This window comes from Embleya sp. NPDC059237, from assembly GCF_042754105.1.
In the GTDB taxonomy this organism is placed as follows: Bacteria; Actinomycetota; Actinomycetes; order Streptomycetales; family Streptomycetaceae; genus Embleya.
In genome coordinates, this window is record NZ_JBHZAE010000011.1 from 189,539 (window position 1) to 212,469 (window position 22,931).

Annotated in this window: 18 protein-coding genes and 1 pseudogene; 10 read left to right on the forward strand and 9 right to left on the reverse strand. The window is 70.9% G+C overall.

Features of this window, described 5'->3' with window-relative positions; translation table 11 throughout:
• Positions 1-153 precede the first annotated feature (153 nt).
• Together ACFXKZ_RS31430 and ACFXKZ_RS31435 are read right to left on the reverse strand one after the other, a co-directional pair.
• Positions 154-2,253 (reverse strand): LuxR C-terminal-related transcriptional regulator, encoded by a 2,100-nt coding sequence (locus tag ACFXKZ_RS31430; protein ID WP_380005016.1) that lies wholly within the window; start codon positions 2,251-2,253, stop codon positions 154-156.
• A gap of 134 nt (positions 2,254-2,387) precedes the next feature.
• Positions 2,388-4,568 (reverse strand): hypothetical protein, encoded by a 2,181-nt coding sequence (locus tag ACFXKZ_RS31435; protein WP_380004743.1) that lies wholly within the window; start codon positions 4,566-4,568, stop codon positions 2,388-2,390.
• Between the two features lie 519 nt (positions 4,569-5,087).
• Here ACFXKZ_RS31435 and ACFXKZ_RS31440 point away from each other — a divergent pair.
• Entirely contained in the window at positions 5,088-6,308 is a 1,221-nt protein-coding gene (locus ACFXKZ_RS31440; RefSeq protein WP_380004746.1) for a hypothetical protein, read from the forward strand.
• A gap of 476 nt (positions 6,309-6,784) precedes the next feature.
• On the opposite strand, the gene ACFXKZ_RS31445 is transcribed toward ACFXKZ_RS31440, so the two are convergent.
• Positions 6,785-7,879 (reverse strand): hypothetical protein, encoded by a 1,095-nt coding sequence (locus ACFXKZ_RS31445; RefSeq protein ID WP_380004748.1) that lies wholly within the window; start codon positions 7,877-7,879, stop codon positions 6,785-6,787.
• A 335-nt stretch (positions 7,880-8,214) separates the two neighbouring features.
• Here ACFXKZ_RS31445 and ACFXKZ_RS31450 point away from each other — a divergent pair, with 335 nt between their 5' ends.
• The 3 genes from ACFXKZ_RS31450 to ACFXKZ_RS31460 all read left to right on the forward strand — a co-directional run bounded on the left by ACFXKZ_RS31450 (position 8,215) and on the right by ACFXKZ_RS31460 (position 12,138).
• Complete coding sequence (locus tag ACFXKZ_RS31450) at positions 8,215-9,822, forward strand: serine/threonine-protein kinase (RefSeq protein ID WP_380004750.1); 1,608 nt, start codon at positions 8,215-8,217, stop codon at positions 9,820-9,822.
• A 433-nt stretch (positions 9,823-10,255) separates the two neighbouring features.
• The gene (locus tag ACFXKZ_RS31455) at positions 10,256-11,257 is read left to right on the forward strand and encodes an AraC family transcriptional regulator (RefSeq protein ID WP_380004752.1); all 1,002 of its coding nucleotides are present in this window, start codon (positions 10,256-10,258) and stop codon (positions 11,255-11,257) included.
• Positions 11,258-11,724: 467 nt separating this feature from the next.
• Positions 11,725-12,138, forward strand: coding sequence for a hypothetical protein (locus tag ACFXKZ_RS31460; RefSeq protein WP_380004755.1), 414 nt, complete (start codon positions 11,725-11,727; stop codon positions 12,136-12,138).
• A 539-nt stretch (positions 12,139-12,677) separates the two neighbouring features.
• Here the strand turns inward: ACFXKZ_RS31460 and ACFXKZ_RS31465 are convergent.
• A pseudogene (locus ACFXKZ_RS31465) lies at positions 12,678-13,515 on the reverse strand (OB-fold nucleic acid binding domain-containing protein); the annotation flags it as partial.
• Positions 13,500-14,459 (reverse strand): alkaline phosphatase family protein, encoded by a 960-nt coding sequence (locus tag ACFXKZ_RS31470; RefSeq protein ID WP_380004757.1) that lies wholly within the window; start codon positions 14,457-14,459, stop codon positions 13,500-13,502. The pseudogene ACFXKZ_RS31465 and the gene ACFXKZ_RS31470, both read right to left, overlap by 16 nt.
• 182 nt (positions 14,460-14,641) lie before the next feature.
• Here ACFXKZ_RS31470 and ACFXKZ_RS31475 point away from each other — a divergent pair, with 182 nt between their 5' ends.
• The gene (locus tag ACFXKZ_RS31475; protein ID WP_380004759.1) at positions 14,642-14,845 is read left to right on the forward strand and encodes a hypothetical protein; all 204 of its coding nucleotides are present in this window, start codon (positions 14,642-14,644) and stop codon (positions 14,843-14,845) included.
• An 87-nt stretch (positions 14,846-14,932) separates the two neighbouring features.
• On the forward strand, positions 14,933-15,775 hold the full coding sequence (locus ACFXKZ_RS31480; RefSeq protein ID WP_380004761.1) for a hypothetical protein: 843 nt from the start codon (positions 14,933-14,935) through the stop codon (positions 15,773-15,775).
• Between the two features lie 60 nt (positions 15,776-15,835).
• On the opposite strand, the gene ACFXKZ_RS31485 is transcribed toward ACFXKZ_RS31480, so the two are convergent.
• Positions 15,836-16,162 carry a hypothetical protein gene (locus ACFXKZ_RS31485; protein WP_380004763.1) on the reverse strand — a complete coding sequence of 109 codons (327 nt, stop codon included), beginning with the start codon at positions 16,160-16,162 and terminating at the stop codon, positions 15,836-15,838.
• A 542-nt stretch (positions 16,163-16,704) separates the two neighbouring features.
• Between ACFXKZ_RS31485 and ACFXKZ_RS31490 the strand changes: the two genes are divergently transcribed.
• From ACFXKZ_RS31490 to ACFXKZ_RS31500, 3 genes are all read left to right on the forward strand, one after another.
• Positions 16,705-18,153 (forward strand): HEAT repeat domain-containing protein, encoded by a 1,449-nt coding sequence (locus ACFXKZ_RS31490; protein WP_380004765.1) that lies wholly within the window; start codon positions 16,705-16,707, stop codon positions 18,151-18,153.
• Between the two features lie 61 nt (positions 18,154-18,214).
• Positions 18,215-18,937, forward strand: a complete 723-nt coding sequence (locus ACFXKZ_RS31495; RefSeq protein WP_380004767.1) for a GNAT family N-acetyltransferase — start codon at positions 18,215-18,217, stop codon at positions 18,935-18,937.
• A 508-nt stretch (positions 18,938-19,445) separates the two neighbouring features.
• A complete protein-coding gene (locus tag ACFXKZ_RS31500) occupies positions 19,446-19,646 on the forward strand; it encodes a hypothetical protein (protein WP_380004769.1) in 201 nt (66 codons plus the stop codon).
• A 156-nt stretch (positions 19,647-19,802) separates the two neighbouring features.
• Here the strand turns inward: ACFXKZ_RS31500 and ACFXKZ_RS31505 are convergent, their stop codons facing one another.
• Positions 19,803-19,985, reverse strand: a complete 183-nt coding sequence (locus ACFXKZ_RS31505; protein WP_380004771.1) for a hypothetical protein — start codon at positions 19,983-19,985, stop codon at positions 19,803-19,805.
• Between the two features lie 1,052 nt (positions 19,986-21,037).
• On the opposite strand from ACFXKZ_RS31505, the gene ACFXKZ_RS31510 reads away from it, so the two are divergent.
• Complete coding sequence (locus tag ACFXKZ_RS31510; protein ID WP_380004773.1) at positions 21,038-21,304, forward strand: hypothetical protein; 267 nt, start codon at positions 21,038-21,040, stop codon at positions 21,302-21,304.
• 231 nt (positions 21,305-21,535) lie between these two features.
• Here ACFXKZ_RS31510 and ACFXKZ_RS31515 read toward each other — a convergent pair whose 3' ends face one another.
• On the reverse strand, positions 21,536-21,979 hold the full coding sequence (locus ACFXKZ_RS31515) for a nuclear transport factor 2 family protein (protein ID WP_380004775.1): 444 nt from the start codon (positions 21,977-21,979) through the stop codon (positions 21,536-21,538).
• Positions 21,976-22,164 carry an NUDIX domain-containing protein gene (locus ACFXKZ_RS31520; RefSeq protein WP_380005018.1) on the reverse strand — a complete coding sequence of 63 codons (189 nt, stop codon included), beginning with the start codon at positions 22,162-22,164 and terminating at the stop codon, positions 21,976-21,978. Before ACFXKZ_RS31520 ends, ACFXKZ_RS31515 begins: the two co-directional genes overlap by 4 nt.
• Positions 22,165-22,931 lie beyond the last annotated feature (767 nt).

Here is a 22,931-nt window from a genome sequence, read left to right on the forward strand (position 1 = left end):
TCCGTATCACTATCCACGAGGAACACCCCGCCGAGCTCACCGGCATCCTGCCGGCCTTCCTGAACTGCGGCCGGTGACCTCACGGACGTTCCGGGTCCCGCGGCGGCATCTCCCGGCCCGCCACAGTGCCGGGAGATGCCGCGCCCGGGCCCCTCATGCGTCCGTGGCCCCGTCGTCGAGGACGGACTTGAGCTGTCGTCGCGAGGTGATGCCGGGCCTTCGGAAGACCTTGTTGAGGTGGTACTCGACGGTCGACGTCGTGATGAACAACCGGGCGGCGATCTCGGTGTTGATGGCCCCGCCGGCCGCCGGCTCCGCGACCCGGCGCTCCTGCGGGGTCAGGCCGAGCCCGCCCTGGGCATCCCGCTTCCTGGCGTGCTCACCGGTGGCCACCAGTTCAACGCGGGCACGCTCGGCGAATCCCGCCGCACCCATCCCCGCGAACATCTCGTACGCCGTGCGCAGTTCGGCACGCGCCGCGCCGCGCCGCCTGCGCCGACGCAGCCACTCGCCGTACAGCAGACGCGACCGCGCCAGTTCGGTCGCCACCCTCGTCCGGCCGAGCAACTCCACGGATTCGAGGTACAGCGCCTCGGCGTGGTCGTCGTCGGCCATCAGCGCGCGGCAGCGGGCCGGCAGGCCCAGCGCCCAGGGGGTGCCCGCCGCCGGTGCGCGCTCCTCCAGACGGGCCAACGCGTCCTTCGCGGCGCGGTGGTCGCCGCAGCGCACGCCGGCCTCGACGACGTCGTGTGCCACCCGGGCCGCCGTGCTGCAGTTGTCCTTCCCGAAGGTGATCCGCGCCAACGCCAGCGCCTCGGCGTACCGTCCATGACCGATCTCCAGCACCGTGAGGCAGTTGCGGGCCCAGTCGCCGAACGCGTCGTGGCCCTTGTCGGCCACCCAATGCCGCGTGATCACGTCGGCGGCGGCCCTGGTCTCCGCCTCACGGCCGCTCCAGGCCAGCAGGTCGATCCGGTGGGCGGGGCCTACCTGCGGCAGCCCGACGAGCGCGGCAAGCTCCTCGGATTCGTCGATACAGGCCGCCGCGGCGGCGAAGCGGCCGGCACGTTGCTCCCACACGGACCGCACCAGCAGCGTCGTCCACAACGCACTGAGCGCGCCGCTGCCGCGTTCGTGTTCTTCGAGCCGGCTGTTCGCCGCGTAGCCGGCGAGCGCGGCGAGCGGCAGCCCGTCCTCGACGATGTCGGGGCCCTCGCACAGGACCTCCAACGCTCGGCGCAGGATCGGCACCGACGCCGGGTGGCCGACATGCACGCGTACGGCGAACCCCTTGAGCAGGAGGTCTTCGGCGGTCGAGGGCTCCGGCCGCATCGCGGGTGAGCCCAGCACGGCGCCACCGAACTCCCGGGGTGCGAGGGTGCTGTGGTTGCCGAGCAGTATCGCGTGCATGCCTTCGAACAACATCCCTCGGGCCAGCGCCGGCTCGGCGTCGGCAATCGAGCGGGCCGCGTCCAAGAGGAGGCGTGGGACGCCGGCAATGCGCGCGAAGCACAGATCGATGGTTGCTTTGGCCCGCACCGAGCGCGCGTGCAGGACCGGGTCGCCGGGACCGAGGAGCGGCATGGCCCGGTCGAGAATGGCCTGCGCCACGTCCGGATCCCCGGCAGCGAGATACGCGCGCGCCGCCTCGATCAGGCGCGCGGGCCGGCCGGTCGCGGACAGTTGCGCGGCCCGCGCGAGGAGCGCCGCCTGCTCCGCGCACCCGCCGCGGACCCGGACTCGCTCCGCGGCGGCCGCCAACTCCGCGGCCACCTCGTCGTCCAGCCCGATCGTCGCCTCTGCCCGGTGCCAGGCCCTGCGGACCGGGTCGCGGGCGGGATCGCTGAGCGCGGCGAGCGTCTCGTGCACCCGGCGCCGATCCGCGGCGTCCGCGCCCCGATAGACCGCGGAGCGGATCAGGGGGTGCCGAAACCCGGCGTGGTCGTCGGGAGCGAGGATGCCGGCGGAGACCGCGGCGTCCGCGGCCTTGGCGGGGATGCCGAGGACACCGGCCGCGCGCCACAGCAGCAGCGGGTCCTCGGTCGGCGCGGCGGAGAGGAGGAGCAGGAGCGCCCGGGTCTCGGCGGGCAGGGCGCCGATACGGTGCGAGAAGTGCGATTCGAGGCGTGCGCCCACCGGGAGCGGCGCGTGCAGCGGCGTCGTGCCCGCCAGATGATCGGGTGCCAGGGTGCCGGCGATCTCGATCAGGGCCAGCGGGTTGCCGCCGGTTTCGGCGACGATCCGGGCAGCCATCCCCGGGGCGAGGCGCCCTGGAACGGCCGCCCTGAGCAGGGTCCCGGCGTCGGCTCCCGGCAGTCCGTCGAGCCGGAGGGCGGCGATGCCGTCGAACGGTCCGGGGCCCGCGGGCTCGTCGCGGCCGGCCAGGATCAGGCCGATGGCGTCGGCGTGCAGGCGGCGTGCGACGAACGCGAGCGCGTCGGACGACTCGCGGTCCAGCCACTGCAGGTCGTCGACCAGGCACAGCAGCGGCTGCTCCAACGCCGCCTCGGCCGGCAGCGTGAGGCAGGCCATGCCGACGAGGTACCGGTCGGCGGGCGGACCGGCGAACATGCCGAACGCCGAGCCGAGCGCCTCGCGTTGCGGAGCCGGGAGCGCGTCGAGGCCGGTCGGCACAGGACGAAGCAGCCGGTACAGGGACGCGAAGCCGAGGCGGGTCTCCGACTCGACTCCGGCGGTCCTGACGACGCGGAGGTCCCCGGCGGTCTCGGCCACCCGGTCCAGCAGCCGCGTGTCGCGACAGCGGCGAGTTCGCCGTGCCGCCCGGTGAACGGGGCGGCACGGGCACGGGAACCTACCCACAGCGGTATCGTCACCGCTCCAGCGTCGTAGCCCTCGTGGAGGTCGCGGAGCGCCCGCGCCGCGACTGCGAGCTGTCCGGTGCCGGTCAACGCCTCGCCCAGCACGGACTGTTGCCACAGCCAAAAGGGCTTGAACCGGAGCCGAATTCCGTCGCCTTCGGTGCGGGTCGCCCGGTCGAGCAGCGGTTCGAGCGCGCGCAGCATGGCCGGGCGGTCGGCTCGCGCCTGGGCCGGCGTTGCCGCCGCCGGCGACGAGTACACGATCTCCACGGGGGAGCCGAGGGCCTGGGTGAGCTGGGACAGGAGCTCGACGTGTTCGTCGGCCGCGTCCCACTGCCCGCGGCCGGCCTGCACGCACACTGCGGCGAACCGCGCCGCCGAGTCGCCGATCCGCTGGTCCTGGGCGGCCGCAATCGCCAGCGCGCGGTCCGTGGCGGACTCGCTGCCGTTCCAGTCGCCGTCGAGATAGTCCACCACCGACATGAGCGAGAGCGTCAGGGAACCGAGCTTCGACCCGGCACCTTGCCGGTCGCGCCTTGCGACCGTCGCCAGATCGGCTCGGGCCGAGGCGAGTTCCCCCAGAAACAGGCGCAGGACACCGCGCGTGGCCAGCGTGTCGAGCTGGTGCGCGACATCCCGCAGGGCCGCGCGCGGCCCGCGGTCCCAGAGCCGGCCCGTCGCCAGGACGGCGCGGGTGAAGTCCGTCGTGGCGGGGTCGAGATCGCCGATCGCCAGGGTCCGCCGGGCGATCTTCACCGTCTCGGCGCCGCGGCCGTTGCGGAGCATGATGTTGGCCAGGAACGTGCCGGCGAGCACCGCCACCCAATCGGCCCCCGGCTCGGCGAGCGCCGACCGCCAGGCCTCGTTCAGCAGGGCCTCGCCGGACGGGAACCGACCGGCCGTCATGTCCATGACGCCCAGCACGCAACTGCGCAGCGGCCCCGGCGTGCAGTCCTCGACCTGGGGCCGCAGTTTGGCGGCGGTGACCGGCTGCATGGTGAGGAGCGACTGGGCGCAGGCGGTCAACAGCCGCCGTTCGCGGTCGTCTCGATGCTCGGACAGGGCGGACGCCCACAGCAGGCGCGTCGCCGCCAAGGCGTTCCGGCCGTTCGACGCTTCGTACGTCCCGGACTGCTCGAGTTCGTCGGCAAGCTGCGGATCCGCGCCGGTCGCCGCCGCGACCCGGTGCGTCCACGCCGCAGCCGTACCGACCAGGGCCGCGGCACTCGCGTGCAGCGTGCGGCGACGCTCGGGGCCTATCGCGTCGTACACGGCATCGCGCTGCAGGGCGTGGACCAGCTCGACGGGGCTCTGCGGTTCGGCCGGCCACCACTGCGCGAGTCCGACCGCCAGCGCGGGGCCGAGTGCGCGGGCCGGATCCTCGAGTGCGGCGAGTCGGGCGGCTGTCGCGAGCGGAACCCGCGTGCCCAGCACCGCCATCGCCTCCTGGAGTTCCACGGATTCGCGGGGGAGGCGGTCGACTTGGGCGCGGATCCCGACCTGGAGCGAGCGGGGCACCGGCCACCGCTCGAACGCCTCGTCGCGGAGCGTGTCGACGGGAACCTCGGCCAACACCGTGCGGAGGTAGAGGGGGTGCCCGCGGGTGTAGGCGTGCAGCCGCCGGACCAGGGCCGGAGCCAACCGCGCCTCGATCAACCCACGTGCGAGCTGGGCCACATCGCCGTCGTCGAGCCCGTCCAACGCGATCCGGACAGCGCGGTCCGAGGACCGCACCAGCCGGTCCGGCACACCGGCTGAGCCCTCCTCGTCGGGGCGGGTGGCCAGGACCGTCAGGCCCCGGTCCGCCCACAGCCGCCGACCGCGGCCGAGGGCCGGGCGGTCGCGGCGCGACGGCCCGATCGGGTGCGCGGCGCGGCCGGTGCGCGCCGGGGGTGGATCCCGCGCGGGGTCGACCCGTACGACGCGCCGGACGACGGGCCCGAGTTCGACGTGGGGCCGACGCTGGACGCGTACGGGACACCGATCCCCGCAGCTGAGCCATTCGTCCCGGAACCGGCCCCCCGACGGAGCCGTCCGACTTCGACCACCGGCACCGTCCCGTTCGTCACTGACATTTGGTCGTGGCGAGAAGTGCTGTCACTTTCGCGGCGGTCGACAGGGCCCGTGGTGCCGGTGGTAGCGCCGTTGTCGAAGGCAGAGACAACGTCAGTGAGAACGGCGAGGTTCTGCCAGTGCTTCGGCGGAGTTGGTGTCAGCGGGTCGGGTCGGGCTGGACAGGTCGAGGCGTGGTCTGCTTGCGTTGCGTGTGTGATCCCTTCGGGTGCGGTCCTCCTGCTCGGGCAGCTGTCACCGGCCGTCGCGGCGGACGTCCTGTCCCGGCTCGCCCCGGACGCCATGGATACGCTGCTCGGCGGGTCACCGCTCACGGCCCCGTTCGTCGCCCGCGTCGTCGCGCACGGGACGCACCGGCAACACCTGCGGATCGTCGCCTGTCCCTCGGTCGGCACGGACGTCCGCGAGCGGCTCCTCGACCAAGGCGATCCCGAAGTCACGGCCGCCGTCTACCGGTCCCCTTCCACAACGCGCGGCCTCCAGCGCCGCGTACGGACGATGCTGCCTCCCGCAAGCCTGCTCCCCGGCCCGCAGGAGCGCGCCGGTTGGCAGGCCGGGCACATCGAGTACCGGCTCTACCCGTTGGTCGAGTCCGACGACCGGGGGACGGTCGTGGCCGCGCTGACGTACCTGGCGCCCTACACCCGGTCGCCGGGCGCGCTCGCGGCGATCCTCCGCGGCTACCAGCAGTTGCTGCGGCTGTCCGGCCCGGATGCGGTACGCGACATCGTCGGCATCCTCACCGACCTGCGACGGCGGCCGCCGCGCGAGGACGTCCCGCTCGAAGTGCGCTCGGCGTTCGAGAATCCCACCGATCCGGGGTGCCTCGCCCACGCGCTCGCCCGGCTGGGCAGCACCGAGTACCTGGCGGACCAACTGGCGAACGCGAACCTCTCCAATGCGGGCGCGCACTCACTCCTGATCGCTCCCCGCGACGACGAACTCGACTGGGACGTCCTGTCCGAGAGGCTTCCTCTGTCCGCCCGACGGAACTTCACGTTCCTCCTCGCCCGAGAACCCGGGTGTCCACCGCGGTTGCTCCCCGTGGATTGGCGCGACCGGAAGCTGACCTCCGGCCGTGCCGAGCCCGCGGACCCCGCCGACCGGTCAGGGCCGGACGAACTGCTGCGCACCTCCTCGGCGTCCGCACCACGCGTGCTCGACGCGCTCAGAGCCGGCCGCCTGCCGGCCGCAGACTACGTCGCCCACGGCGCCCCCGCCACGTACGCCCTGGCCGTGCTGCTAACCGGCGGACCGGTCCTGTGCGCGGAAGCGTCCGCCGCGCTCACCGAGCCGACCACCCGGCACCTCGGCGAACACACCGACGCGTGGGTCGCCGCAGTGAACCTGCTGCCGGACTTCCCCGGCACGACGCACGAACTCCTCGAAACCGCAGCCGCCATGACCGCCCCATGAAGCCCATCGACCGGCGTCGACCGCCTTCCTCCAGGGATACGGCGGTCGTCCCGACATCCGTGGTGATCTTGAGCGCACCACTCCGAGGCGTTCGGAGGAACCACTCTGCCCCTCCACCTCGTTCGAAGGAAACCCTGTGTCGATCCCACCCACGCGCCTGCCCACACCGACGATTTTCGACTCCCGCGACGCGCACCCGGCCCCGAACGCGCGATTTTCCCAACGGAACCGAGCATCCGTCCCAGGTTCTGCAAACCCACAGGCCACAGGCCAGACCACGTCGAGCAAGAGAGCGAAACCCAGGCCACACGGTCGGGATCCAAAATCTCGGATTCTGCAAACCCGATGGTCAACACATGATGGATCGACAAGACCTTTCAAAACAGCCGGGACGGAGCAACCGAAACGGGCGACGGAACGCTCCTCCAGAGGCCGCACGAGCGGCTACGACCCGCTCGTCCCGAGACTCCGCAGACTCAGGGGATCGGTCCGGTGAGGTGGTGGGCCAGGTCCGGGACCAAGGGAGGGAGTACGGCGGCGGCGCCGGTGATGCGGAACTCGGTGATCGTGGCGGGACATCCGTCGCCGACGAGCCGTGCCACCGCGGCGAGACGGTGGTTGCCGTCCAGGACGAGGATGCGATCGGGGGCGACGGCCCAGGTCGCGAGCGTGAGGTGGATGGGGCCGCTGATGGCCCGGGCGGAATACCAGTCCTCGACCGCGGTGATGCGGGCATCGCGTCCGGGCGCCACGAGTGTGCGGTCGTGGGCCGCCTGCTCATGCCGGATCGGGTGGGCGCCGGGATCGTCGTGGTCGACCTCTCCCCGCGCCGGAAACGCCGGGTCGTGGTACCAGGGCGAGCGGTAGGGAGTCAGGGCGGCCAGGTCGCGAGGCTCGATCACCGTCTGCACGCGCTCGATCCGTACCCCTCCGCCGGGTGCGCCGACGAGGCGGGCGAATCGATCCCAGTCGAGCCGGACACGGATCCGATCCCGACCGCGCGTGTAGTGATGGCGAAACACCTCGAAGGGCACCCGGGTACCCGTGAAGGCGGCCAGGCGGCGGGTCACGGGGTCGATCGTGGCGGTCCGGTGCGCGCGCACTGTCGCGGATCGCCGCGCGGCCACCCGCGCGGCTTCGGCCAGACGCGATACGACGTCGTGGAAGCGGTCCCATTCGTCCGCGGTCCACGTGGCGTGGAGGTCCAGCGACGTGGCGAGGCGGCTCTCGATCTCGTCGAGGACGGCGCCGACGGTTTCCAGGTACTCCGTTTGCATAGTGCTCCGGGCCAGCGGCAGCAGGGCCATGCCCGCCCGGGCGTCGTAGCAGACGCGCACGATCTCGCCCGAGGACGAGCGGCTGCGCAGGTGCGGGATCCGCGCGGACAACACGGCAACCTTCTCGACGAGTTCGAGGTCGGCCAGTGCTTCCTGGATCAGGCTCTGGCGGCGGGCGAGCAGAATGCCGACGGTGACGGTGACCAGGGCGCCGAGCACCACGCTCGACGCCCAGTCCGCGAGACTCCATGCCTGACCGCGCCAGGCGAGGACCGCGTCGAGCGCCACCGCCACGACAGGAACGATTGCGAGCGGCCAGTAACCGCTCACGAAAGAACGCACGTTCGCCACCCATCCCCCTCGGCACCCACTCCGCGCACGTGCGTCAAGAATGGCAAGCGAACCTGCCCCGGGGAACCCGTTCGACCTCCCGGCCCCGCTCGGGGCCACGTCACCTCGACAGGACCGGCCCGTACAGGCCCGGTGTGTGGTCGGCGACCACCCGCTCCACGGCAGCCTGATCCCACGGCCCCAAGCCTGCGGCATCGAACCGGGACGCCGCACCCGAATACGCGTCCCATGCCCTACCGGGCCGCCCGCGCCGCCTCCGTCCTGGCCTGCACGAGGGCATGAGCGTCGGGGACCGCTACCGGGTGGAACATCTGCTGGGCCAGGGGGGTTTGGGGGAGGTCTGGGAAGCGGTGGACCTCAGGCTCGACCGGCGGGTGGCGATCAAGTTCGTCACCGGCGTCGTGCAATACCCGGAGGCGGCCCGGCGGTTCGCCCGCGAGGCCCGCACCCTGGCCGCGCTCCACCACGGCGGCGTCGTCACCGTCCACGACGCCGGCACGATCGACCACCAGGGCCGGCCACTGCCCTACCTCGTGATGGAGAAACTCCACGGCGCCACCTGGGAGAGCGCGCCCGTGGACTCGATCGTCGACACCGGCGCCCGCCTGGCGGACGCGCTCGCGCACGTCCACGACGCCAGGATCCTGCACCGCGACGTCAAACCTGCCAACATCATGATCTGCACGGACGGGCGCATCGCGCTGATGGACTTCGGGATCGCCCACGACGACGCGTCCACCACCCGCACCTTCACCGCCCCGGGCATGGGCTTCGGCACCCCCGCCTACATGGCCCCCGAACAGATCCAGGGCCAACCCGCGACACCCGCCTCCGACGTGTACTCCCTCGGCCTGGTCCTCGTCGAGAAACTCACCGGCCACCGCCTGCCCGCCGACCACCTCACCGCACAGGCAGCCGTCGCCATACCCCCACACACGCGGGCCACACTCACGCGCATGACCGCCACCCGCCCCGAACAACGACCCGCCGCGGCCGAATGCGCCGAACTCCCGCGCACACCGGCGAAGTCCGTGAGAACAGCCGACCCCACTCTCGACACCACCCTGAAGAGACTCGCCCCGCCGGCGGTGCTCCTCGCGCTGTTCGCCCTCAGCCTGTTTCTGCCCGCCTACCCCAGCTGGTCCGTCCGGGAAAGCCTGGTGGAGCAAGGTGGCGGGTTGGGCCTGGGGGTGTTCGTCGGACTGGCGACAACCCTGGTGATGACGGCGGCCCTCACCGCCGGCGACAGGGCCGCGCCGCGGCTGACGGGCTACGCGGGCGCGGCCCTCGCCCTGGGCTGCCTGCTGTGGCTGGGCTCGACCAGCCCGCCCTTCTACCACTACAACTACGCGAGCGCCTACACGCAGATCCGCTTCGGCATGTGGTTCTTCTACCCGATCACGGCCCTGACCATCGCCGTGTACGTCCACCGGGAGTTCCGCACGCGCGGCACGACCGCACCAACACCGGAACGCCTCGTCGTGCCGGCGATGCTCCTCACCCTGTTCGCGATCACCCTGCTCCAGCCCGCGTACCTGGGATATGACGACCGCCATCGCAGCGTGGGGCGGATCGTCGTCGGCAACGGCCTCACCGGCATCCTCCTGCTCGTCGGACTGGCCACGACGCTCGTGGCGACGGCGATCCTCGTCCGGGACTCCGGCATGCCCACCCGACTGACGGGCTACATCGGGGCGGCACTCGCCACGGAAAGTCACCTCGCCCTCGACACGTCCTACGACGTATACGTCGAAGAGGGCGCCACCCACCACTACTTCGTACCGACCCGTCTCGCGATGTGGCTCTTCCGCCTGACGGCCATCGCCGCCGTCGCCGTGTACGTCCACCGGGACATCCGTGTCCACCGGACGACGCCACCGCCGTAGGCCCTCTCCCGGTCAACCCCTCCTCCGCAACGCCCGCAAAACGTGCTCGTCCCGCTCTCGCGCCCCGAACGGGATCGTCCCGTTGCTGCCGAAGCCATCAACGAGACACCCGAAGAAACACAATCCCCCGCCTTATGCACTGTCCCGGCGGAGCGCGTCGCCCGAGGTATGGGTCGGGTGGTTGTCAGTCGTTCGCAGTCCATTGTCGAGTCGGGCGATCTTCTCCTCGGCGGCGAGACTCACGGACAGCCCTTCGGCCCCGTCGAGCCGAGGGCCGGGCACCGTCGTCGGTTGCGGCGGGTCGGTGGCGCAGGCGCGCGGGCCGGTCGCGAGAGGACGCGCTGCAGCGCATGTGGCCGAAGCGCTGCTGGTCCGAGCACGCCTTCCCATGCCATGTTCGACGTTTCGGTACGACCGGCTACGGGAGTTGAGAATGCTCGTGACGGAGTTCAGCACGGGGGTCGTGGAAGCGCCGGAACGGTTCGCGCTGTGGCAGGAGGTGACGGAACGGTCGCATATGCGCAATGGGCTGCGCAGCGACGACCACGACGACTTTCGTGCCAGGATGCGCGGCTTGGATCTGGGGGAGGTACAGGTGTCCGCGCTGGCCTTCCCGCATCTGGAGGTCGTGCGGACAGCGAAGTTGATACGGCAGTCCGACCCGGAGGTCTATCAGATCAACTGCTTTCTCGGTGGGCGGGGGATCGTCTCCGTGGGCAAATACGACACCACGCTCCATACCGGTGACCTCGTGGTGATGGACAGCAGCCTTGCCTATCGAGGTGATGTCCGGGGCGATTCGGGCAGGTGGTCGCACGTGACCGTGCAGTGTCCGCGAGGGCTGTTGCCGTTACCGGCGAAGGCGGTTCGACCCCTGCTCGCCGTCCCGATCAGCGGGCGCAGCGGCATGGGCGGGGTGTTCGCCCGTTGGTTGTCCGACCTCAACGCGCGTGCCGACGAGTTCAGCCCGGCCGATGTCCCTACCCTGGCCTCGGTCACCATGGACCTCCTGGCATCCGTACTGGCGCGCTGCCTGGACTCGGAGGAGGCGCTGAGCCCGGAGGCCCGAAGGACCGCTCTGCGTGCCCGGGTCGTCGCGTTCGTCGAACGGCACCTGGCCGACCCGGATCTCACGCCCCGGGCGGTCGCGGAGGCCCACCACATCTCCCTGCGCCTGCTCCAGCAGCTCTTCGCCGAGGTTGACACTTCACCGGCGGCCTGGATGCGCCGGCGCCGTCTCGAGCGTTGCCACCTCGATCTGGCCGACCCCCGCTTGAGCGCCCACCCGATCCAGGCCGTCGCCGAACGCTGGGGCTTCACCAACGCGACCCACTTCAGCCGCCTGTTCCGGGCCACCTACGGAATGCCGCCGCGAGACTTCCGCAACCTGATGCTCGCGGGATGCGCGAATCGGCAAGGACCGTGCGCGGAATGACTGGTCCGAGTGCTGTGGCCCTCGACATCCTGGATTCCTCGACGGAGTTGGCCGCGCGAAGATCAACTCCGCAGAAAGGATCGGTGTCCTCACCGGCCACAACCCCAGGACCCGCGATCACCGGGATCGGAGAGCGATGGGTTCCACAAGGGATGGCCTCACGCCCACCCGCGGTTTCGGGCAGCTTCGCGTCTTCACGGCCTCCTCGGCGGTCGCGGGCGCACTGCTTGTCAGTCTCCCCGACAGCGATCCGGCGGCGCCGGTGGCGGTCCGGTCAGCGGTGCCTTCCTAGTCGAAGCCTCCCCGAGCCGCGGTTTCCTTGTTCGGGGCATGTTCCGGACAGGGTGGACCTTGCTCACCACGCGATGGCAGGTCGTAAATCGGACAAGGATGGTCGATCACTTCGGTCGAGTCGTTCCGCACAAAACGACGCATACATACCCTCGACACGAATCTTGGGAGAATCGATGTACAGACGTGGACGCACGTTGTTCGCCGGGCTGTTCGTGAGTGTCGTATCCCTCGTCCTCCTCACGGCGGCTCCCGCCACAGCCGATACGTTCTACCTGAACAGCGGCAAGTCACAGAAAGGCGGCTACAATCACGGCTACGCCGCCGTCGGCGGTTCCACCGCCATATTGCAGGCATGCGACTCGGGACCGGGCGACAGCCGGCGGGCGGTCACCTCCATCTCGACCGACGCTGGCGGCTACTTCGAGGTACAGGACGCGAACGGCAGCAACAACGGCTGTGAAGAGGACTTCTTCGCGGAACCCGACCTCATCTACAGCGGCCTCGGATACATCATGTTCTCGTGTATCCAGAACGGCCCCGGCGGAACCCCCTACAACTGCACGCAGAGAAGGGGGGTCGTCGACTGATCCCGGCCTCGGGTGACGGACTGCCGAGAGAATCCCGAACCACCGGTAGTCATGGCAACACTCCGCCACAAACGCCGCGACGGACCTCGGGACCCCGCCGGTGCGAGACATCGCCCCCTTGAGTCACCGATCCGCGAACGACGGACGTAGGCGGCGGCATCGAGGAATTGCGCAAGCGGGGGGATCACCGTGCTGCTCGGCCCGCGCGTCTACGAGAGCCCGGCACCGGCGGCGACCGCGTCGACGCCTACCCGTGGCCCCCATCGAAGCCGTACCTCAGGACAGAGATCGGGCTGTGGATCCGGTGTTCCGGCGCCGCTTGGTGATCGCTCGACGCGGTGCTCGATGAAGCGGAGTGGGAACGGACGTGATGCGGTGTGCTCGGTTTCCCGAGTACACCGCATCATCGAGTTCACGGCGGGGCCTATCGCGCGCCCTGGGATGGTGCACTTTACGGTCGGGAGCGCCCCGCCCCGCAAACTCACGATGTCCCGCCCTTGTCGACGCCGGCGCCGGTCGGCCCGATCCTCGTCCCCTCGAGCCGCAGGATCACTGCGTTGGCGACTTCTCTTCACGCCACCGGCCCTTGTGTTCATCCACGCCACCCGATCGGGCACGGCACGATCGAAGTAGGGGTGCCGGCGGGCGCCGGTGCCGTGGACCAGGACGCCACGGGGTTGGGCGGGTGTGGGGTGTGGGGCGGGCGCGCCGAGGAGGTCGAGGGCGGCGCGGGGTCCGTGGTCGCGGCGGGCAGCGGCGGTTTCGTCGAGGTCCCAGGCCATGGCGGCGACGATGGTGCGTCGGCGGCCGCGGACCTGGACCTTGCCGCGGATCAGCAGGAGGCCGGAATGGAAGACGGTGTGGGCGCAGGCGGGGTGGGAGTCCTCGAAGAAGGCGATGTCGACGAGTCCGGAGCCGTCGTCGAGGGTGACGAAGATGATGCGTTTGCCGGAGGCGATGGGTGGGGTCTGGGTGGAGGCGCGGACGCCGGCGGCCAGGACGGTGCGGCCGGGGGTGTGTCGGCGAGGTGGCGGGCGTCGACGGTGCCGATCTCGTGGAGCAGTCGGTGGTGGTGGTCCATGAGGTGGCGGGTGACGTCGATGCCCGGGATGTGCAGTTCGGCGCCGAGGGCTTCGCGGGTGGTCATTTCGGGGAGTCCGCTGGGGTGGGTGGCGTCGAGGAGGGTGTCGGGGAGGGGGATTTGGCCGTCGCCGACGTTGCGGTGCGGCGGTGGAGTTCGGGGAGTTGCGGGAGCATGTCGCGGCGGGTGAGGCGCCCGTCGTGAACGGTGTCGAGGGCGCCGATGCGGGCGAGGTGTTCGGCGGTGGGCAGGGTGGGGCGGGCGCGTTGCCGCAGGTCCGTCAGGGAGGTGTAGGGGCAGGCGGTCGTCCGAGGAGGCCTCGATCGATGAGGCTCCGGACGTACGGCGGCCAGTCCGCGGCCAGTTGCCCGGCGATCGTGTCGTGGACGTCGCAACGGATTCGGGGGGTGACCCCCTGCGAGTCGCCTTTGGCGTAATGGATCCGGACCCCGGTGCGGGTCGGTCGCACAGCACGGGGTGCGCGGCCGGCAACGCCGGCGACGTCGACCAGGGCGGTGGCGATCACCCAGTCGTCGCCATGCAGCACAAGCAGGTTGAACGCCTCCTCGGCGCGGCCGTGCCGGGCGAGCGGCCTCGTGTAGGCGTCCAGGGCTTTGGGGTGCCCGGCCTCCATGCGCTTTCGGGTGATGTCGATCGCCTCGTCGACGCGGCCCCAGCCCTCCGGCAACCCGGCCGCGCCAACGACGGCCGCCCACCAGTCCGTTGCCACGTACGGAGCGAGCACCTCCCACGCATCGCCCTGCCGGCCCCGATCACCCAGTGCTCTTGCCCACGCCAACGCGCAGAACCACTGGCCGCGTCCGGCCTGCGCCTCCACCGCGTCGGCACCGGCCTCGTTCGAGCAGCCGCGAGGCCGGCTCCGGCGGGCCTTCTGCTCGGCCGCCGCCTCGAAGAGGACGCCCGCCGGGGGGTGCATGTCGTTGTGCGCGTGCCCGATGATCTGCGGCTCGATGAACGAGTACGCCGGTAGCCGTCCGGTCCGGGCGTCCTCGAAGAACCGGGCCGTCGACAGGAAGTGGGTGGCGAACTCCGGGCGAAGCCGCGCGGCGTGGATCACCCCGGTCAGCGCCGCGTGGCGCGGCGGGTCGCAGTACACCCGCCGGCTCGGTCCGGCCGCGTCGAGGCGGTCGAACAGTTCGAGGAACACGCCGACCTCGAAGCCGAAGTCGCACGTTCGACCCATGTGGAAGCGAACGCATTGGCGATGCAAGGAGCGCATTCGGCGGAAGCGGAACCGGAGTCCGATGTGTGCGGTCCGCTCCCCCACGTGTGCGCGTCGACCGCCCGGGACTTCTCCCCCGGTGCTGGGGCCTCTGGGAAGCCGAGTCCCGAGGGGCGCTCGCGTTCACATCGAACGCGAAGACCACATGGTCCGACAACGGGTACCGAGAGCCCGCTCGGATGCACGACATCCTCAGCACCATGGCGCGCGCGGCGGCATCGTGGAAGGACGTCGACCAGCAGCTCGGGCGGCGACTGGAGGACTGGCTGCTCACCGACTCCGGACTGACGATGGCAGCGACCGATTCGTCCCTCGAAAAGAAGACTCGGTCAATTTCGGTCGAATTTGCTCCAATCTCGCCCGTTCCGATCCGGTCGGCCTGATCCGGTCGCCGGCCCGCGCCGGCCGCGCTTTCCGGGGCCGTCGGTTGCGTGGTACACCTCGGTGCACGCCACGCAGAAAGACCGCCCATGCGCCTGTACTGCCTGCTCCGCCTGCTCCCCGCGACCGTCGTCGCCATCGTGACCTGCTGCGCGTGGATCGTCGGGACACCGGTGGCCTCGGCCGAACCGGAACGGGTGTGCGCGTTCCCCCCGACCTCCGAAGTCGTCGGGCTTCCGGACGAGTTCACCGCCGGCGGCGAGGCCCGGACCTTCAAGGTGTCGATCACCAACGACACGCCGCGCGAACTCCCCTTCGTGCACTATGTCGAGGTCACGGACTGGGCCTCCGGCAAGGAGCCGGCCCGCCACGCGACGCTGGAATACCGCAGCCCGGAGACCGGGGACTGGCTCCCGATGCCCTTGGTATCCGCAGGCTTCGAGGTCCTGATCCCGAAACCGGACGACATTCCTCCCGGCCCCGGCACGCGGTCCACCCCGTGGCACCTGGCGAGCGGCGCGACGCTCACCATCGACGTACGCCTGGCGTTCGACGCGGAGGCGAAGTTCCCGCCGGGTGGCGTCCTGGTGGTTTACTGGGCGCATATCGTCGCCGGCGAGTGGACCTGGCAAACGAGGACCCCGCCCTGCGACCTGACGGTCGTCCCCGTCGACGGATCGACGCCGAACCCGGAAACCGACACCGGCCCCGATCCGTCGGCGGCCACCGGTCCGGGCGCGGCGCCGCGCACCCCGTCCTCGGCACCGCCCGCCGGATCCACCCGACCGTCCGGGGCCTCACCCTCCCCGGGCAGCACGGCCGACGGCGCAGGCGACACCGCGAAGATCGCCGCCAGGGTCGGCATCGCGGCCCTGGCCATCGGCGCCATCGCAGCGGTCGTGGTCCTACGCCGACGCCGCGCCTCGCGCTGACCCCCACCGCACCAGCACACCACCGCCGGCGAGCCCGAGCCCGACAGCAACGACCGCCTCCTACCCCTCCACCAGCGTCAACGCCGACAGCGGCTGCCCCGCCCAGATCCGGCGGGACGCCTCCTCCGGATGGCGGTCCACCGTCGGTCGGGCGGCGAAGATCCGCGTCCGGCGCCGCTCCGGCTCGTACGCCGGCCATCCCGGGTCGCCGCGTGTGGCGAACACCGTCCAGGCGGCGCGCATGTGGGCGGACAGCGCCGCCGCCCCCTCCTCGGCCGGGCCCGCGGTGTCATACGCGAGTTCGAGTGCCTTCTCCAGCTCGGGGCGGACCTTGACCCGGGTGCTGATCTTCTCGGAGAAGACACTCTTACAGTGGGCGGCCCCCAAGGCGTCGAGCCGGCTTTGGGGTATTCGCCGGGCGGTCGAGCAGCGCGCGTAGCCAATCCGGATCGGCCGTGCGGCGGCAACCGCAGGACTCGCGTCTACGGGAGCGCGGGGCGCCCAGACCCGGCCGGGGCCGCGGTCGTCCGGGACCGAAATCTCCAGTTCCTCGCGCATTGCGGGGACGAGGATGAACCGGGCGGTGTAATGCTTCGTCGCGGTCTTTCCCCCGCAGGTGCGGCAGGCGTTGCCCGCGGGGGCGTCGCACTTGGAGCATCCGTTGCGTTCTACCGTGTCTGCGGCTTGATCGGGCGTCAGGTCCACCTCGGCGGTGTGTCGGAACGGCTTCGCAGAACAGCGGAGTTCTGAGAGGAGTTCTGCGAACGGTGACCTGGGTAAACGCGACCCGCTCCGGGGGCGTCGCAGAACTCTCGCATCTGGTCGTTCGTGAGAAGCCGAGGCATGGTTCGGAGCCGATCGATCTGTCGGCAAGGTGCGACATCATGTCGCCTGGATGAGGGCCGGACACATCGGATCGAAGACTGAGAATGGTAGTTGACCGTGCGGGCGGGCTCATACGTGACCTGGGGGATCCGGAACGCCGTGATGCGGCCGGGGACGCGCTGGTCGCCCTGGGCAGCGATGCCGTGTCCGCACTCCTGCGGGAGCTCGCGCATGAGGCATCACCGCCCGCGTGGTACTTGTGCGACAAGGTCCTCGACGAGATCGGCATGACCGGGTTCGACCATGTCTTCGAGGCATTGGTCGCGACGCGCACTCCGGAGGCCCAGCGCCGAATCGGCGGGGTCTTCGGCGGCTATGGAAAGCCCGCGCTCGCGCAGTACACCACAGCGCTGGGCCACTCGGATCCCGGCGTGCGAAGCCGTTCCGCCCATGCCATCGGGCGCTGTGGCGAGAACGCGTTGCCGGCTGCCGAGAAGCTGCTTCCGTTGCTGGGCGACGCGGACGAGGAAGTCGCCTCGTCCGCAGGGGCCGCACTGGTTCTCCTGGGGGACGGGGTCGTACGGCCGCTTCAGCGGGTCCGCCGTGACGGCCCGGGCCGACTGCGGCCGCGGGCGCTGTCGGTCCTGGCCGACATCGGCGGCGAGTCCGCGCTGTCGGACCGCGACCGGGCGGCGGTCGAACGGCTGCTCAGGATCAACCTGACCGTCGACCGGTCGGTCGCCCCGAACGCGTGCTGGATGCACTGGCCGGCCATACCGAGCGGCGACCAGGCGGGCATCATCGCCGCGCTGGGACTGGCCGCACCGACGCAGGTGACGTTCGCCCTGGCCAACGACGTCGTCGACAGCGACGCACACGGCCGCCTCGGCGAGGACCACGACTGCTTCGACCGGGTGTTCGTCACCCCCGAGCTCGACGGTTGGACGTTCGCGATGGACCGCAGCGACGAGGTCCTGCGTCTGTGCGAGCTGCTCAGCTCCCGCTACGGCCAGGCACAGGCGTACTACTACGGGGCCCAGGGCGACGGTTCCGCCTGGCTTGTCGCCGAGGACGGCGTCGCCGTGCGCCGGTACTGCGAGACCGGCGAGGGCGACGACGAGCTGCTGATCCTCGGCGAACCTCTGCCGCTGGAACGCCTCCACCGCGAGGAACCGGGACTCGCGCCCTACTGGGACGCGGCCGAAGAAGAGCAAGACGCCGAGAACGAATGGAAGTCGGCCGCCTTCGACCTGGCACCGCGAATCGCCGCCGCCCACGGCGTCAGCTCGCTCACCATCGGACTCGACACACTCATGCGTGGTGTGGGCGTCCTGGCACTGACCCCCTACGCCACCAGCCGCACGCTGCCGGCGGGCACCTACCGATTCCGACCGCGGACATCGAGGAGACTGCTGCCCGCCGTACAGCTCACAACCATGTGTCGGCGCCGCACCGCCGGCCCGGGACGGCCGGTACACCTGCGGTCAGGTCCGGGTCGAGAGAGACTGGCCTCGGGGAGCGATGGGGCGTTTTGCACGGTTTTGGTGTCTTGATAGAGGTCGTCCGCTTTATTTTGTGGGACCGTCGGATACTCGGGCCGGCAGGATCGGGGCCGTGTCGATGGATCCCTTGCCGGCCAGAGCCCGTGGGCTGTGGGAGGAACTCGCGTCGGTGCCCGTGTCGTTCGCGTCGACGGGAGGGGTGCGCGTGGTGGTGTCACCCGAGTCGAGGATGTGCCCCTCGGGTTGGGTGGGCGTGGTGGTGCTGGGCAATTCGGCGATCGTGACCGCGCCCGGCGAGGACACCGCCAAGACGGTGCGCGACGCACTGGTGAAGCTTCCGGTGGGTGCCCTCGCCGGCGCTCATTCGGTGCGCGGGGTGCTGCCGGTGGCCCGGGTCCTCGGCCCCGCAGCGCTGGCATACGCGTCCGACAACGGGTTCCGGCCTGTGGCGGACTGCGGGCCGACGGTGGAACGGGTGCCGGCAGAGCATCCTGATCTGCGGGAGCTGGAGAACCTGGCGGGTGCAGACGACTCGGACGAGGCCGGGCTGAACGAGATCACCTCACCCGCGTTCGTGATCCGTGAGAGGGGCCGGGTCGTCGCCGCCGCCGGATACCGGTCCTGGCCGAGCCGGACCGCCCACGTCAGCGTACTGACCGCCCCTGCGTGGCAGGGGCGGGGCCTTGCCCGCGCGACGGGTTCCGGGGCGGTGGCGCACGCGTTGGCGGCCGGATTGCTTCCGCAGTGGCGGGCCCGGGTGCCGGCCTCCCGGCGCGTCGCGCTCGCGCTGGGTTTCCGCGAATTGGGCGCCCAGCTCAGCGTGGAGCTCGCATAGCGGACCGGCACTCGGCGGGCCCTCCTTGATTCACGGCGACGATCGGCAGGCGCATCGCCGTTGCCGGAGCGCCGATGTGACAGGGGTCCCATCCCAGCGGGCGTGGGAACGTCGACCAGCCGTTCCGGCAGCTGGTCGAGCGCGGCCCGGCCATCGTCGACGGCGGCGCGTTCCTCGTCGCTGAGCGGGACACTCGCCGGCATGCGCTGGAGATTGTCCTTCGCCTCCGGGAGTCGGCCCTTGCCGGAGGCCTTGGGCGTATGGAAGTCGCAGCGGGCGCAGGCAAACCCGGTCCGCGAACCCGATCGACGTTCGAACATCCTCGGCTGGAGCACACGACGGCGCATCGTGCGAGGGCAGACCTTGACCTGTCACGGTCGCGAGGGGCCAACCGATACTCGGCTGTGCCGAATGCGCCGGCGGTTCGACACCATTCCGTCGGCCGGCGGCTCCCGACCGCGCCGACGTGGCACGACCGAAGTCGGCGATTTCCGAAAGAGGTTGCCGCATGTTCCGTTCCGCTCACCGTTCCCGCGCCCGCTGGGCGACCTCCGTGGGCGCGGTGGTGATCGCAGTCGGTGCGATGACCACCGTCGCGGCCTCGCCTGCCATGGCCACGTACCCGCCGAAGGCGAAGTGTCCCAACGAGCGGGTTCCCGAACCCGGCCACGAGGGCGTCCCGAACCCCGGCGGCGCCATCTGCCTCTGACCTGAGCGTTGTTGTGCACCCGTCACCATTCGGATGCCCGCGTGCATCGCAAAGCGCGTGCGCGGAATGCGGCCGAATGGCAACTGGACACGGCTTCCGCGCGGATCGGCCGATGGGCAGGGGTACGCGCCTACGGCGGCCACCGTGCCGTATCGCCTACGGCCACGATCCCCGGCGGGTCCTGAAGAGCGCCGGGTCGCCGGGGCCGCGTGTCCTGAGGGCGATCGCCTTCGCGTTGTTCTTCTCCAGGGTGGGCGTTGCTCCCCACAGGAACGCGGTGCCGTCGGGGAAGAGCGGACGGAAGGTGGCCGTGTCGGGTCCGAGGGCCTGCCGGATCATCGGGTCCGAGAGGCTCCTCCCATTTGGATCCACCTGACGAAGTTCTCTCGTCCCTTCTTGTCGGCACCGCGCGGGATCAGGACGACCGCGGGGTGAGTCGTGATGGAGGCTGCCGTCGGCGGGTGGAGCATGGTCACGATGGTGTGCCTTTCGTGGAACGGTGGCCGCGTCGGCGAGACGGACCGCGCGTTCCTCCTGTCGCTGCCTGGGACTTCTCCGGGGCAACGGCCTCGTGAACTCGGGACGGTTCCCGCCGGCTTCGTACCGCCGTTGCGCCGCCGATCGTTCGTGGACGACCGTGCGCCCCGAAGGCGAGGGTGGGCGTCGGGGGATTCTGGTCCCAGGGTGGGCCGGTGCGGCCGACTCCACGCTGAAGCCCGGGCGGCCCGCGGCGGTCGCCGCCGAACCGACGCCGTGTAGGGCCATCGGCCCTGGCCCGTCGAGCAGCCATCGGTGACGCCCTGCCCCGGCTCGCACTCGCCGACGTGCGGCTCGGCGACGTCGACGTCGACGTCGACGTCGACATCGACATCGACGTCAAGCAGGGCGAGTTGGTTCTGGTGCTGGTCGAGGGCGCGAACTTCGACCCGGAGGCATTCCCGGCCCCCACCGCTTCGACCTGGACCGCACCAACGCCACCGACCACGTCTCTTTCGGCGCCGGTTCGCACTACTGTCCCGCGACCGCACTTGGACGCGCCCACGCCCGGATCGCCTTGGAGGTGCTGCCGGACCGACTGCCGGACCTCGAACTCGCCATTTCGGTCGCTCAGTTGGTGTGGCGCACAGGCTTCATGAAGCGGATTCCGGAACCGCTTCCGGTGATGTGGTAGGTCACCGACACGAACGCCCGGCCCTCGCCTACCGGGAGCCGGCCGACCGCACGGGCACTGGTGCCACCGAACGTCCTTGCGGGCTGTTCGCGTCCCGGTGAGAGTGCGTGTCGCGGGTGCCCGTCGGATGCGTCACGTCAGGACAAAGAGCCCGGGGTCGGCGGCCAACACCTGGTGGCGCGTCAAGCACCGCTTGCTCTGTTGCGGATACGTTGGGTCCGTGAGTAGTGATCGCCGGCCGGACATGGACGAAATCGAGGCGTGCCTTGCTGCCGTGGTCGAGGGACGCGTGAGCCGGGACGCAGCCGACCGGTGGGCCGAACGCCGGGTTGTGGACGACAGGCTTGCTGGGGACGAACTGTCCCGGTGGGCGCTGGGGCTCCTGTTCGGGATCGATCTGCGACAGGGCGCCGAGGAGCCGTACCTGCACGACGACGAGCAGGTACGGGGGTGGCTGGAGGAACTACGGCAACGCCGCGCCGGGTGACGGACCGCGAAGGTCGTTTCCCCCAACCGCGCGTTGACCTTGCCGTGTGCCCGTGGCAGCGCGAGTGCGTGTACGCGTGATCGGCCTCTCCTGCTTCGCCCTCGTCGTCGCCCGCGTTACCGCCCGCGACGACCGGGAACCGCACGACACCCGGCCCCAGGCACGGGAACGCGCTCCCGCACGGAAATCGGGTGTCACCGACCGCAAGGCCGGTCGTGTTGGAGCCGAGCTTCAGGAAGAGGGGTCTGCCCGGCCGTTCTCCCAGACGACCTCCAACTCGACGCGCGCGAACCGCCAGCCGTCGTCGGTGTGTTCGCACACGCAGTGATACACCGCGCCCACGTCCCAGTGCCCCCGGGGATCGGCGCCGTGGCGGTGGACCGCGAGCAGGTTGGCTCGCAGCCGGACACCGTCGTCCCCCGTCTCGAAGATGTGATTGCCGGTCATGTGGTGGGTGCGGTCGAAGCGCCCCAGATCCCGACGCACGAACTCCGCCACGTCGGGGGCGCGGACCTCGCCCGACGGCAACGACAACACACCCTCGGCAGTGAAGCAGCGGGCGTAACCCTCGAAATCCTTCGTATCCAGGCAATAATCGAACCACGTCAACAGATCGACGAGTGCCTGCCGCTCGCGCGGGGCGAGCGCGTGAAAACGTTCGACCAAGAGACTCACCTGACCGTGTGGGATCGTCCGAGCACCCAGCGTAGCGAATCGCCGTCGCTTTCCAGCCGGCCGAACACGGCCGAGGCCCGTGTCCCGGATACCCCCGCGCCGGTTTCGCGTACGGCGGCGGTGACGACGTCCTCGCCGGGTTCGACCTTGCCGGAGGGCAGGCACAGCAGGAGTGCGGTGGTGATGGTGACGGCGGTCTGCCCGGCGGGCCGGCGGGCACCCCTGGCTCATGCGTCATCGCGAGGGCGGGCCTGCGTTGGCATCGAACCTTGTTCGGTAAGCGCCGGCGACCCCAAGCAGGAGAGGCGCTGTCCTCACGAAGCGCTACAGGCTCGGCAGAGAAGCGACCATGGCTGCGATGCCGAGGACGACGAGGCTCCCGACGACGTTGACCGCGACTTCGCGCGCGAAATCCACGCCCGGCGCGGATGCCGGGGGCGGGCGGCCGGGGCGGCGTTGTTCAGGGCCGCTCTCCTGGGTCGGGTGCGGAGTCAGACGCGGCACCGGGCCCGAGGTGGGACACCGGCGCCTGTTGCGATCCTGCGCTGCCGAGGGTCGGTATCCCGTACGCAGCTGTATACAGCCTGCGTACGGCAATGCGCCTGGGCGTCTGCTACGGACGCCGGCAGCCGCATCGTCGGTCGGTCAGGCGGGTGGAAGTCCGAGGGATTCCCAGGGAGATGCGTCGTCCGGCGGGTGGTGGCCGGGTCCGGATTCGCCGGCGTCGGGTTGGCCGTCGGGGTGTTCGTTGATCCAGGTCAGGCCGCCGATGTCGAGGCGGTGGCGGGCGCGGGTGACGGCGATGTACGCAAGGCGGGTCTCGGTGTCGGGAATGTGGCCCGGGTGGGTCTGGCCGTCGGCAGTGGCGCTCCACGGTGGGCAGGGTCGCGGGTGCGGCGGTGCGGGCGGCGGTGATGGCCGCGCCGGGGTGGCCTGCGGCGTTCTCGGCGGA